The sequence below is a fragment of the Hydrogenophaga sp. SL48 genome, from assembly GCF_021729865.1.
Classification (GTDB): Bacteria; Pseudomonadota; Gammaproteobacteria; order Burkholderiales; family Burkholderiaceae_C; genus Hydrogenophaga.
In genome coordinates this window covers 3,950,202-3,963,534 of the sequence record NZ_CP063400.1, presented here as the reverse complement: position 1 = coordinate 3,963,534, position 13,333 = coordinate 3,950,202, and the positions used below count along the sequence as shown (strand labels likewise).

Annotated in this window: 8 protein-coding genes; 1 reads left to right on the top strand and 7 read right to left on the bottom strand. The window is 65.8% G+C overall.

Translation table 11 applies throughout. The features are described from left to right. Positions 1–36: 36 nt before the first annotated feature. The 7 genes from IM738_RS18750 to IM738_RS18720 all read right to left on the bottom strand — a co-directional run bounded on the left by IM738_RS18750 (position 37) and on the right by IM738_RS18720 (position 11,483). Positions 37–3,591 carry a DEAD/DEAH box helicase family protein gene (locus IM738_RS18750; RefSeq protein WP_236962561.1) on the bottom strand — a complete coding sequence of 1,185 codons (3,555 nt, stop codon included), beginning with the start codon at positions 3,589–3,591 and terminating at the stop codon, positions 37–39. A 23-nt stretch (positions 3,592–3,614) separates the two neighbouring features. Beyond that, entirely contained in the window at positions 3,615–4,871 is a 1,257-nt protein-coding gene (locus IM738_RS18745) for a HipA domain-containing protein (protein WP_236962560.1), read from the bottom strand. Further along, on the bottom strand, positions 4,868–5,149 hold the full coding sequence (locus tag IM738_RS18740; protein ID WP_236962559.1) for a helix-turn-helix domain-containing protein: 282 nt from the start codon (positions 5,147–5,149) through the stop codon (positions 4,868–4,870). The genes IM738_RS18745 and IM738_RS18740 overlap by 4 nt, the downstream gene beginning before the upstream one ends. Positions 5,150–5,945: 796 nt before the next feature. Next, positions 5,946–6,923: a restriction endonuclease subunit S gene (locus IM738_RS18735; RefSeq protein WP_236962558.1), complete on the bottom strand. Its 978-nt coding sequence runs from the start codon at positions 6,921–6,923 to the stop codon at positions 5,946–5,948. Positions 6,924–7,131: 208 nt separating this feature from the next. After that, the gene (locus IM738_RS18730) at positions 7,132–8,736 is read right to left on the bottom strand and encodes a class I SAM-dependent DNA methyltransferase (RefSeq protein WP_236962557.1); all 1,605 of its coding nucleotides are present in this window, start codon (positions 8,734–8,736) and stop codon (positions 7,132–7,134) included. 149 nt (positions 8,737–8,885) lie between these two features. After that, positions 8,886–10,373, bottom strand: a complete 1,488-nt coding sequence (locus IM738_RS18725) for an AMP nucleosidase (protein ID WP_236962556.1) — start codon at positions 10,371–10,373, stop codon at positions 8,886–8,888. A 99-nt stretch (positions 10,374–10,472) separates the two neighbouring features. Next, a complete protein-coding gene (locus IM738_RS18720; RefSeq protein ID WP_236962555.1) occupies positions 10,473–11,483 on the bottom strand; it encodes a glycosyltransferase domain-containing protein in 1,011 nt (336 codons plus the stop codon). A 187-nt stretch (positions 11,484–11,670) separates the two neighbouring features. On the opposite strand from IM738_RS18720, the gene IM738_RS18715 reads away from it, so the two are divergent. Continuing rightward, positions 11,671–13,293 carry a hypothetical protein gene (locus IM738_RS18715; protein WP_236962554.1) on the top strand — a complete coding sequence of 541 codons (1,623 nt, stop codon included), beginning with the start codon at positions 11,671–11,673 and terminating at the stop codon, positions 13,291–13,293. Positions 13,294–13,333: the final 40 nt, after the last annotated feature.

Below are 13,333 nucleotides of genomic sequence, written 5' to 3'. Positions count from 1 at the left end.
GGCGTCATTGTAGGGTTGTGTCGGCGCGTCAGAGGGTCAAGCCCTCTGGGCCACTGTGGCCGTGGCCTTGATGTGGTCCAGCGTCTGGAACAGCTGGTTCACTTTCGCACGGGTGAACAGCGCTTCCGGGCCTTGCGGCGCGTAGCCGGTGAACGGTGGCTCGTAGAGCAGGGCGGGGTCCATCACGCCGCGCTCGGTCAGGTGGTTCACGATCAGGTTCAGGAACTCCATCTGGTTGCTGCCCAGCGCCTTGTCCTGCAAGAAGCTGCTCAGTGCTTCGGTGGCGGCCTGTCGGTCCAGCCCTACCAGCGAACGCACGAACAGGCCCAGTCCTTGCGATTCGGCAGCGGCTCGCTGAAAGTCCTGCGCGGAGCCGGTGCCGCTGGCGGCCAGCATGCGGTCCAGCTCGGCCAGATCGGCCGGCGTGAGCGGCAGGTTGCGGCGCAGCTTGTGCAGGGCGATGTGGTCTTCGTGCGCGCGCAAAAAAACTCGCACCTTGGTGCGAAAACGCTCGAAGTCGCCAGCGCCGCCACCCAGTGGAAGCAGCACTTCGGTCAACTCGCCCAGATGGTCTTCAAAGTCGGTGTAGATCACCTTGCGCGCCGTCTTGTCGATCAACTTCACCAGCGCGCGCAGGTGACGCCGCGCCTGTTCCAACATGGGCGGGGTCACGTCCATCCACCACGCCTCACCGGCCACCGCCTCGATCAACACCCCGTGCTTGCGCACCTCGGGAATGTTGCCCAACTCCAGCAGGCGTTCGGCGATGTCGCGCACCTTCTGCGCCAGCCGCTCAAAGCCCGGCTCCGCGTTCAGCACACCCAGCTGCAGCCGCAGCATCAGCAGGTCAAAGCGCTTGGCATCTTCGTCTTCGTCGCGCACAGCGCTGGGCAGGCCCGAGAGGTGCACGCCCGCGTCCACCAGCTGTTCGCTGCTCGGGTGTGCCCAGGCGCTGGCCGCAGCCCAGGTCTCCACCCATTGGCGCTTCGGCCGCACCACAAAGTTGTCCAAACTCATGCCCGCCACGATGGCTTGCAACAGGCTCGCGGTGTCGCGCCGCATGCCCGCTTCGGTCAGGCGAATTTCGCCCACCGCGTCTGCATCGCCAACCTGTGCGGTGGCCGACGGTTCGCCGGTGGCAGCCAGGCGATCGTCCATCGCGGCAATCAGCGCCAGCCGGGTGTTGAACAGCCGCTGCCCCAGCGGCTGCGCCAGCGCGCCGTCGCTGCCTTCCAGGTCCTGGCTGAAAAATTCCAGGTTCTGGCAGAAGTCGAACACCAGAAAGTCGGCTTTGTCCTGCCCCGGGCCGTACAGGTCTTTGCACAAGCGCGTGCCGCGCCCCAGCATCTGCCAGAACTTCGCTTTGGAGCGCACGATCTTGAACAGCACCAGATTCACCACCTCGGGCACGTCGATGCCGGTGTCCAGCATGTCCACCGAAATCGCGATGTGCGGCGCCTTGTCTTTCACCGAAAAGTCGTCGATCAGGCTCTGTGCGTATTCGGTCTTGAAGGTGATCACGCGCGCAAACTGCCCCGCGTAGTGCGGGTAGTTGGCGTTGAAGCGCTCGGCAATGAACTCGGCGTGCGCGTTGTTCTTGGCAAAGACGATGGTCTTGCCCAGTCGGTCGCCGCCGGCCACCTTGTGGCCCCGGGTCATCAGCGTTTCCAGCACCTTGTCCACCGTGTCCAGGTTGAACAGCCACTTGTTCACCGCCTCGGCGTTCACCTCGTCGGGCACGGTGCCGTCTTCGTCCCATTCCAGCTCGTCCCACTGCTCGCGCTCGGCCTCGCTCAGCTCGGCGTAGCGAATGCCCTCGCGCTGAAACCGCAGCGGCACCGACACCGTTTTCGGCGGCACCAGGTAGCCCTCGGCGATCGCGTCGTCCAGCCCATAGGCGTCGGTCGGCACGCCGTCTTCCAGTCCAAACAGGCCGTAGGTGTTGCGGTCGATCTCGTCCTTGGGCGTGGCCGTCAGGCCCACCAGCAGCGCGTCGAAGTAGCCGAAGATCGCGCGGTACTTCTGGTAGATCGAGCGGTGCGCTTCGTCCACCACGATCAGGTCGAAGTGGCCCACGCCAAAGCGCCGCTGGCCGCCGGCCTGGCCGTCCCGAGCCTCGTTGATCAGGCCCATCATGGTCGGGTAGGTGCTCACATACACCCGGCCCTCGGCGGTTTTGTCGGTCACCAGATTCACCGGCACCGCTTCGGGCAGGTGTGTCTTGAACGCGTTCACCGCCTGGTTCACCAGCGCCACGCGGTCGGCCAGAAACAGCACCCGCTTGGCCCAGTTCGCGCGCATCAGCAGATCGGCCAGCGCGATCACCGTGCGCGTCTTGCCCGCGCCCGTGGCCATCACCACCAGTGCCCGGCGCTGCCGGTCCACATCGAAGGTTTCGCCCACGCGGCGGATCGCGCGCAGCTGGTAGTGCCGCTCCACCATCGCCGGGTTGATGGTCATCGCCGCCAGCGGCTTGCGCGTGCGTCGCCGCTGCACCAGCAGTTGCAGCTCGTCCTTCTTGTGAAAGCCTTGCACCGCGCGTGGCGGGTACTGGCTGTCATCCCAGAACACATGCTCGTAGCCGTTGGTGCAGTAGATCAGCGGGCGCTGACCAAACTGCTTTTCCAGGCAGTCGGCGTACAGCTTGGCCTGCTGCTGACCCGCGCGCGCGTCGCGCCGCGTGCGCTTGGCCTCCACCACCGCCAGCGGCAAGCCGTCGTCGCCCCACAGCACATAGTCCACATAGCCCAGCGCTTGGCGCTGACCCCCAACCCCGGCTTCGCCAGACCCCCCGAGGGGGTGCAGTCGGTCTTGGGGCGGCCCGGCGACCGACCGGTTCGGCATGCCCCGCACTTCAAACTCGCGGTCGCGGGGCTGGTCCAGTGCCCAGCCAGCTTCCTTCAGCAGCAGGTCAATGTAGAGGTCCCGCGTCTGCTCTTCGGTGTAGTCGTGCGTGTCGGGCTGTGCTTCGTTGGCCGCCTTGCTCGCAGCGATCTCGGCGCGCAACTGCGCCAGCTCCGCGTCCATCGCCGCGTTCCGCTGCTGCGCAGCCGCCAGGGCCGCGTCGCGCTCGGCCAGCTCGGTGGCCAGCCGCTGCAGCTCGGCCGGTGTCTTGGCGCTCTCGGGCTGCAATGGCTGCGCAGTAGGCAGCAGCTCCGCGCGGAACTGCAGCGCTGGGTCTGGCCGCGCCGCTGCGTGGCGCCCATAGTGTCGCGCCAGCCAGAACGCCACCTGAAACAGCTCGCGCAGCACCGCCAGCGCGTCCGCGCTGCTCATGGTCCGCGTGCTGTGCGCCGCGCTGTTGCCCTGGCGGCGGATCACGTCCATCTTCGCGTGCAGCGCCGGGCCCACCAGCAGCTTGAAGCTCGGCTCAAACAGAAACGCCGACAAATCCGCTTTGTAGGGCAAACGCAGCGCGCCACCCGCGCCACCCTCGGCCCGGTACAGCCAGGCCACCGCCAGCTCCAGCGTGCGCCGCGCGTAGAAGCAGGCTGTGCGCGGGTCTGCATGACAGGCCGCTTCGGCGCGCTGCGCCTCGGCCAGCAGCTCGGGCCAGCTGGCTTGCAGAAAGGCGAAGTTCGATGCCTTCATGTGTGCTCCTCCCAGAGCCAGTCTCAGCGCGCCGTCATCGACATTGCATGACCGCAGTGTTGTTCAAAGACGGTTCCCATGCGTGCCAACAGTGCTTGCTCGGCAGCGGTCACCACGGGCTCCTTGCCGATGCGTTCGCTCACCTTGTGCCAGGCGGGCAACAAGTCCTGCGCCATCCGGCGAAATTCCTGCAGTACCGGTGCAAAACCAAAGTCGCAGTCAGCGCACAGCGCCTCCCACGAGTGCGCTCCCACCGCGTCAAAGTGGTCTTCGTCGCCAATGAACAGCGCCAGCCCGGAATCGCCATAGGCGCGCACGCACAACAGGTCGTAGAACGGCGCCAGTCGAAAACCCTTCTCGTCGATCAGCACCGACAGGTTCTTGGCGTGTGCGTCGGCATTGCCGATCAGGTAGTTGAACATCACCCAGCGCTGTAACTGCAGGAGGTCATTGCCGCGCAGGCGCAAGGCCCGCAACGCCGCCACCAGCTTGGGAATGCTCACCAGTCCGCCCGTGCGTTCGTATTTCCAGCCCGGCCCGTGGCCCAGCAACTGACAGCCGTCGATCTGATGCAGCCCCACGATGTTGCCGGCAGTCATCTGTCGGTCGTAGCGCTCCACCACATAGACCGGCTCGGGCACACGCAACAGCCACACATCGGGCACCGGCAGCTTCAAGGCCCGGGCCAGCTTCATGCAGGCGTATTCGTTGATGGCGCTGGGTTGGTAGCGCGGTTGGCGCGAGTCGGGTTTCAGGATGTGCGTGGTGGGCGAGTGCCCCACGCTGTCGCTCAGTCGCTTGCTCTTCTTGTCAAAACGCAGGCCCATCTTGTCCTGAGCGCCCGCCAGCGACATCGTCGCCTGGTCGTTCGACACCAGCAAAGGCGTGCGCCCCCGGTCGGCCAAGCGCTGACTCAGGGTCGCAAACGAAAGGGGTTGGTATTCCTGCTGGTTGTCCGGACGCGCATCCTCAGACAACAGGGACAGCACACCCGGCAACTCGGCCCCCAGCTTGCCCAGCACCTCGAACGACGAGGCACCCCGCAGATGAATGGCGCTGACAATGTCGTCCAGTGCATTGCCTTCTGGCAGCAGGTTTTCGAAGAACGTGCGCACGGCCAGACCTGCAAAGCGCCCGGCCCGCACCGGAAACTGCGGCGCGAGCACATAGCTGCCTGGCTGCTCAATCCATTGGGGGTCGTACTCGAAGAAGTAGTCGCCTGCCGCATGGCCAAACCAACCCATCGGGCGAACATTGGCCCAGACGCGCAGGCGGATCATGCGCCGCTCAAGGGTTGCTGCCCGGGCACAGCGTCATCGGAGTTCCCTGCCGGGCCGGCGCCTTGCCAGCCCGTGACCGACAGCGTCAGCCCCAGCCCCCGGGTCAGTTGCTGCAGGCGCGCCAGCGAACAGCGCCCCGGGTCGGACTCCGCGTCGCGGATGAACGACGTGCTCACATTGCAGACTGCGGCCGCCTGCGCGCGAGACAAACCCTGGCGCTTGCGCTCCGTCATCAACCGCTTGGCGAACTCGGACAGGGTGTCGGGGGTGATGTTCATTTTTTGACCTTGGAGGGTCAGTTTAGCTCAGCTGTCAAGCAATCGAGAAAAAATTGATCTCATGAGGGCAGAATTTCCAAATGTCGCAACGGCGAAGCGGTCTCACCTTGGGGCGGGGTGGGTGCATCAAAAATTGATCCCGTGAGGGCGAAACTGCATGTCTGATAAGCAAACTTCGCAAATTTGCTTTCATGGGGTCAGAATTTTGAAGATCTTCCCCGTGTTCTTTCTTGTCCCCTTGTGGACCGGACAAATGGCATCGCTGCCATTTGTCCGTAAGCGTCCGACGAATCCATGTTGACTGCCGGTGGCCACCATGGCTGACGGGGGAGCCTGCTCCTAATAAGGGGTCACCTTGACCCCGTAAGGCCCATCCCCGCTTACGCGGGGGGAACCATCAGCACGCAGTCTCCGACAAATGCGGATCTGGGCCTGGCACATCAACACGCAAGTTTCGTAGCGCAGTGACGTCCGAGCTTGTGATCTGCATCCTGTCGAGTGAACTTCCACTCGATGGTTCGACGCAGCGCGTTTCGGTCTGCTTGCAAAGCATCGACTTCGCTTCGCAGAAGTTGCTGGCTTGGCGAGCGGCGGTTCAGGCATTGGCACGTGAGGATGCCGATTTCGCTCTCGGCCATGTTCAGCCAACTTGCGTGCTTGGGCGTGCAGTGAAAGCGCACCCGACGCAGCAGCGTGCTGGCAACCCGCTTTCCCAACACGTCGTCCCGTAATCCCACGGGATTAGGTGCTGCGGTCTGGTCCGACGGGCGAGTGGCTGCCCGGCAGTGTCTGAGCGTCAAAGCGTGCCAGCAAAAGCGCGCTGCTGCAGGGAGGCGAACAGGGCGTTCAGCTCGGCCAGGGCGGCGCGGTGCTGGACCTTCAGGGCTTCGATGGCCTGGACGCGGGTGGCGAAGGTTTGTTGGAGAGGGAGAGGGGGGACGTTGATCAGAAATCCCTTTACGTCCTGCTGGTTGATGCTCGACTGATTGACTGCGTTTTTTGAGCCAGAAAGGATTTGCGCCTTGACATAGGGCGTTTGCAGGAACTGCACCACAAAGCCTGGGTCCACGCGGTCACGCTGAACAGAGAACCGCATCATGTTGGACTCGAAAACCGTGGGCTCGGGCAGGGGGGGAATGATCGCGCTCTTGCCGAGGTATTCGATGCTGTTTACCCGGTTGATCACGATGTCGTCGCAAGCGAGGCCAAACAGCGTTGCCTCTTCGGGGGACACCCGCACACGTTTGAGCGAGTTCAGCTTGGTGACCACTCCGTCGTAGAAAGCGTCGATTCTCAAAATGGGTGTGCCTGATCCGTAGTCGGTTGACGGTTTGTACAAACCGTTTTGCGGACCGGTTGCGACCAAGTCGCCCAGCTTGAAGCGCGGCCAGCCCTTCGGATTCGTCACTGGGTCGCCGAACATGTCGAGGAAGAGGGACCGGGTGAGGCTGTCGAGTTGAGCGAGGGCGGCGCGGCGCTGGGTTCGCAGGGTGTCGGCCTGGTCAAGGATGGCGGCGATGCGGCGTTGTTCGGGGAGGGGTGGGAGCAGGATCTCAAAACTCGCCAGAACGCGGGGGCTCAGCCTTGGCAGGTTGGCGCCAGTAGCGCGGGAATTCGCAAAGTCCACCATTCCCGGTTGGCGAAGAAAGTGCGAAAGGTAGTCTCGATCAAGCAGAGGTCCGGGTTTGATCGGAAGTATGTCGGTGCTGCAAACGCCTGCGAAGGTTGGACGCGCGATCTTGGCGAGATAGGGGCGCAATTTTCCGTAGAGCAAGTGCTTCCGTAGAGCAAGTGCTCTTCTGTGAAGGCAAACTTGCTGCTTGCCAATTCGCCCTCATCGACAGCGCGGACGTCGAGAAATTCACCTCCAGACTGGATGTTTTCCAGGCCGACATAAAGCGTTCCATCGCGTATAGCCGAGGCCGCTACGCCATCGCGCTCAATATCGGCAACCTTTTCGAGCGCAACCGTTTCCCACCTGCTCACTTCAACATCTCCGCCAGCGCTTTCGTCCCCTGGGCGATCTCGGCCTCTAGTCGCGCCAGCTCCGCCAGAATCTCGGCCGGGGCGCGGTGGTTCACCTGCGCGTGCACCACTTCCTTGTAGCGGTTGAGGCTGAGGTCGTAGCCGTTGGCGGCGATGTGTGCCTTGGGCACGCAGAAGCTCTGGGCGGTGCGGGGGCGCTGGTGTTCGGGGGAGCCCTCACCCCGGCCCTCTCCCGCGAGCGGGAGAGGGGGTGAAGCCAGGGTCTGCCAGCGGGCCAGCACGTCGGGCAGGTTGTTCTTGGCGTGTTCGGCGTCGGTCAGCGCGCGGGCCGGGCGGGTGCCCAGCAGCTCTTCGCCCAGCAGGGGCTGGCGTTTGTCGTCGAGGCTCCAGCCGTCGGCTTGCAGGTCGTAGAACCACACGTGATCGGTGCCGCCGCTGTTGGTCTTGGTGAAGAAGACGATGGCGGTGCTCACGCCCGCGTAGGGTTTGAACACGCCGCCGGGCAGGCTGACGATGGCGTCGAGCTTCTGCTCTTCCACCAGCAGCTTGCGCAGGGTTTTGTGCGCGGTGCTGCTGCCGAACAACACGCCGTCGGGCACGATCACCGCGGCCCGGCCGCCGGGCTTGAGCAGGCGCAGGAAGAGGGCGAGGAAGAGCAGCTCGGTCTTCTTGGTTTTCACCGTCTGCAGCAGGTCCTTGGCCACGTTCTCAAAGTCCAGGCTGCCGGCAAAGGGTGGGTTGGCGAGCACCAGGCTGTAGCGGCCTGCTTCGCTGCCGTGTTCCTGGCCCAGCGAGTCGCGGTAGGTGATGGCGGGGTTCTCCACGCCGTGCAGCAGCATGTTCATGCTGCCGATGCGCAGCATGGTGTTGTCGAAGTCGTAACCGTGGAACATGCCGTGGTTGAAGTGCTGGTTCAACGCCGGGTCGTGGAACAGGCTGGGGTGCTGTTCGCGCAGGTGTTCGCTCGCGGCCACCAAGAAACCGCAGGTGCCACTGGCCGGGTCGCAAATGGTGTCGGTGGGGGTGGGCGCGGTCATGGCCACCATGAGCTGGATGATGTGCCTGGGTGTGCGGAACTGGCCGTTTTGCCCCGCGCTGGCGATCTTGCCGAGCATGTATTCGTAGAGGTCGCCCTTGGTGTCGCGGTTGTCCATGGGCACGGCGTCGAGCAGGTCGACCACCTTGGCCAGCAGCGCGGGCGTGGGGATGGTGAAGCGCGCGTCTTTCATGTGCTGCGCGTAGGTGGAGCCGTCGGTGTTGCCGCCGTTCTGACCGTTCGCGCCCAGCGTGCGCAGCATGGGGAACACATGTTCGCCCACGGTTTCAAACATCTCGGCGGGGGCTTCGTTCTTGAAACGGCTCCAGCGAAGGGTGTCGTAATGGCGGCCTTTGGCGTCGTGGCCGAGCGGGAAGATGTGCCGCGCCATGGGGCGGCCGAGGCGATTGGCCTTGTTTTCTTCGAGCGTGTGGAGGTCGTCGAGCCGGCGCAGAAAGAGCAGGTAGGTGATCTGCTCGATCACCTCGATGGGGTTGGCAATGCCGCCGGACCAGAAGGCGTTCCAGATCTGGTCGATTTTGCTTTTGAGTTCGCCGGTGAGCATGGGGGCCGATGTTTGGGGGGAGAGGGCGGGAGCTTAGCAACAAGCCCTCAAGGCCGTTCGGGCTGAGCCTGTCGAAGCCAGGGGGTGGCTTCGACAGGCTCAGCCCGAACGGGGTGGGTGTGGCGCGCGCGGATTTGGCGTGAGACGTCTTACTGGAAAGCCACCTCCGCAAAGCTGCGCAGCTTGCGGCTGTGCAGCTGGGCCGAACCGCCTTCGCGCAGCAGCTCCACGGCGCGGATGCCGATGCGCAAATGTTGATCGACCCGCTCGCGATAGAAGTGGTTGGCCATGCCGGGCAGCTTGATCTCGCCGTGCAGCGGCTTGTCGCTCACGCACAGCAGGGTGCCGTAGGGCACGCGGAAGCGGAAGCCGTTGGCGGCGATGGTGGCGGACTCCATGTCGAGTGCCACGGCGCGCGATTGCGAGAAGCGGCGCTGCGGCCGGTTGTCGGGCAGCAGTTCCCAGTTGCGGTTGTCGGTGCTGGCCACGGTGCCGGTGCGCATGATGCGTTTCACCTCCTGCGCCGCCACCCCGGTCACGTCGGCCACGGCGGCTTCGAGCGCAAGCTGGATTTCGGCCAGCGCGGGAATGGGCACCCACAGCGGCAGCTCTTCGTCCAGCACATGGTCTTCGCGCACGTAGGCGTGCGCCAGCACGTAGTCGCCGAGCTGCTGGGAGCTGCGCAGGCCGGCGCAGTGGCCGATCATGAGCCAGGCGTGCGGGCGCAGCACGGCGATGTGGTCGGTGATGGTCTTGGCGTTGGCCGGGCCCACGCCGATGTTGACCATGGTGATGCCGCTGCGGTCGGCGCGCATGAGGTGGTAGCCCGGCATCTGCGGCAGGCGCGGCGGCGGGGTGCCCAGCTCGTCGCCCGGCTGGGGTGGCAGGTTGATGCGTCGCGTGACCAGGTTGCCGGGCTCGACGAAGGCGATGTACTCGCTGTCGGGCTTGGCCATTTCGGCGTGGCCGAGCCGGATGAATTCGTCGATGTAGAACTGGTAGTTGGTGAACAGCACGAAGTTCTGGAACCACTCGGGCGCGGTGCCGGTGTAGTGGCGCAGGCGCTGCAGCGAGTAGTCCACGCGCGGGGCGGTGAACAGCGAGAGCGGATGCGGATCACCGGGGCGCGGTTCGTGTGTGCCGTTGGCGATGCCGTCGTCCATGGCCGCCAGATCGGGCAGATCGAACACGTCGCGCATGAGGGCGCGGCGCTCGGCGCTCAGGCTGCCTTCGACGTGGTCGTGTTCGGCGAACGAGAAGTGGATGGGAATGGGGTGCGTGCTGGTGCCCACCTCCAGCTCGCCGCCGTGGTTGATCAGCAGCAGGCTGAACTGGTCCAGCAGGTAGTCGGCGTACAGGTCGGGCCGGGTGAGGGTGGTTTCAAAACGGCCCGGGCCGGCCACGAAGCCATAGCTCAGTCGCCCGGTGCCCTGGTGCGAGGCGCTGTGGGTGTGCAGGCGCACGAAGGGGTAGCAGGCGCGCACACGGGCATCGTCGAAATCGGCGCCGGCCACGAAGTCGCGCATGGCCGCGCGCAGGAACTCGATGTTCTGCTGGTAGATGCGCTGCACCTGGGCCAGCGCGGCGGCCGGGTTGCGGTAAAAAACGGGGGCGGTGAAGGCGGGCGTTTTGTGCATGGGCGTATTGTGGCGCCGCGCCATGACACCTTCCCCCGACCCGGACAACCCGTGTGGGACCCCGCTGCGCCGGTGATGCCGAGGGGGTCAAAAGCGGGCTCAGTTCAGCCAGGTCTTGAGCTGGCGCAGCGGGGCGGTCAGGCGCCAGCTGGTGCTGGCGCGCATGGCCGCCACGGCAGAGGCCATGGCGACCGCCGCTTGCGCATGCCGCTGCGTCATGTCGGTGCACGCCTGTTCCGTGGCCGCGAGGCGCCCGGTCAGATCGGCGATGTCCTGGCGCGCTTGTTCCAGGGCCTGGCGCTCGGACTCCATCGCGGCTCGTGCCGTGTCCAGGTCGCGGCGCGTCAGCAGCAGGTCGCTGCGGGATTGCTGCAGCTGCGCCGGGACCGGCATGTTGGCGTTCAAGGGGTGGCGCATGCCCGCCAAGGGCGTTCGCCCGGTCGGGTGCGGCCATGAATGGAACCAGGAGGCGTGGTTGTCCAGTGTCCAGCGGTCGGCGTTCAGCCCCGTCTGGTGCAGGACCGTGTTGATCGAGAGCTGATCGCGCCGGGAATACCGGAGCACGTGGGCCATCCAGAGGTCCATGGTGCGCAGCACCGCGGGGTTGCGGTGGTCGCGAAGAAGGATGGCCGCCCACAAGGGCCTTTCTTCGAGCGTCGGGTCGCCGTGGGCCAGGTAGTGGTTCAGCTGCTCGAAGATCCGGCCCTGGTCGTCCAGGCCGAGCCTCGCGACCTCAATGAATTCGTCGTGCACGCTGTCCCGGAAGCTGTGCAGGGGAAGGGCGAAACCGCTGCCAAAGGCCATCTTCCCGATGAGTGCTTCGGGCCGCTCGCGCAGGAGCACGGCGTTGTCGATGTAGAGCGATTGCTCGAACCCGGCGAGGGCATCGACCCGGTGGGGGCAGATTTTCAGCAAGCGCTGGCTGCGGATCGGGTCCATCGCGAAAGCGGTGGGCACATGGACGATGCGCCAGCTCTGGCTCGTCAGTCGCGGGTTGTCGGTCAGGCAGATGAAGGGCATGCCCGACGCGGCCGCCACGGGCTGCTCGTTCAAGGTCTCGTAGTCGCCCACCATCACGGTGTAGACGCAGGTGTTGCGCGTGGTGTTCATGACGTCGCTCGCTTCGAGGTGGGAGGGGGTCCGGCCGAGTGGTTCCCATTGTGACGATGTAACAGCCTGTAAGGGGGTGTTTCCGGTGGCGGTGCGCGTGGTGCCAGTCGGGTCAGCGGGTGGCACACTGCCCCGGGTCTGCCCGGCGCGGTGCGCTGCCCTTCATCACCTCTTCACGGTTGTGCCCATGCTGGTTCGTTCACTGCTTCTTCGCCGATGGGCGCTTCTGGGCGCGGCGGCCACCTTGCTGGGCCCGCTGGTGGCTTGCGGTGGCGCCGGGAGCGACCGGTCCGGCACCCCTTCGGCGTCCACCACCGCCGTGGCAGAGCGGTCCGCGCGCAGCGAGACCGACCACGCCGCGCTGGCCGAGGGCGCGCGACTCAATGCCCAAGAGCTGGCCGCAGCCCAGGCCTCCAGCGCCGTCCATGCCCGCGCCAAGGCCGTTTCCGCGGTCCCGGTCTACCGTTTCTACAACCGCAACACCAGCGCGCACTTCTACACCGTGAGCGCGAGCGAGCGCGACGTGGTTCTGGCCACGCTGCCGAACATGGTCTACGACGGCCCGGCGTTCGAGGCCAGCGTGCAACCCGCCGCCGGTCTGAGCCCCTTGCACCGGTTCTACAACCGCCAGACCGGGGTGCACTTCTACACCATCAGCGAGGCGGAGCGGGCCCACATCCTGGCCACCTTGCCCCAGTTCACCTACGAAGGCGTGGCGTATTTCGCCAGCCAGGTGGCTGGCCCTGGGCTGCGGCCGCTGAGCCGTTTCTACCTGGCGGGCAAGGGCTTTCACTTCTACACCGTCACCCCGACCGAGGTGGCCTACCTGCCGCAGTACGCCCATGAGGGCACGGGCTACCACGTGTTCGGCAGCGAGCCGGCCACCATCCGCAGCCACGGCAACTTCTCGCGGGCCGCGCTCGGTCCTGGGGCGCCGCTGTACGGTGCGCTGGCCTTCCCGGCCGACAACCCCTGGAACCAGGATGTGTCGGCCCTGCCGGTGGACCCGAACTCGGGCGCGCTGATCGCGAGCATCGGGCTGGACACCGGGCTGCATCCGGACTTCGGGTCCGGCTTCTGGCAGGGGGCGCCCATCGGCATACCGTACGTGGTCGTGTCGGGGGCGCAGGCCAAGGTGCCAATGGCCTGGACCGCCTATGGGGACGAGAGCGATCCCGGGCCGTACCCGGTGCCACCGGACGCGCCCGTCGAAGGCGGCCGGGCCAGCACGGGCGATCGCCATGTGATCGTGATCGACCGGGACAACCAGCGGCTCTACGAAATCGGACGGGCTTTTCCGCAGGCGGGCGGCGCCTGGTCCGCAGACGTCGGCGCGCTGTTCCATCTGGACAGCAACAACGTCCGGCCGGGCGGCCTGCCGGGCTGGACCAGCGCCGATGCGGCGGGGCTGCCGATCTTCCCTGGCCTGGCGCGCTACGAGGAGGCGGCGCTCGGCCCGGGGGGCATCGCCCATGCCCTGCGCTTCACGGTGCAGCGCAGCCGCCGCGCGTATGTGCCGCCGGCCACGCACTGGGCGTCGTCGAACACCAGTGCGAACCTGCCGCCCATGGGCATGCGCGTGCGCCTCAAGGCCAGCTACGCGATCCCCTCGACCTTCAGCACCGAAACCCGCGCGCTGCTGACGGCCATGAAGACACACGGCATGTTCGTGGCCGACAACGGCAGCAACTGGTACGTGAGTGGTGCGCCCGACCCGCGCTGGAACAACGACGTGCTGAACCGGGAGCTGGGGCAGGTGCGTGGAAGCCACTTTGAGGTGGTTCGCATGGACGGCTTGGTCCTCCCCTGAGGCACAGCGGGGGCGTACAGTGGGGCCGCTGATGAGCTCC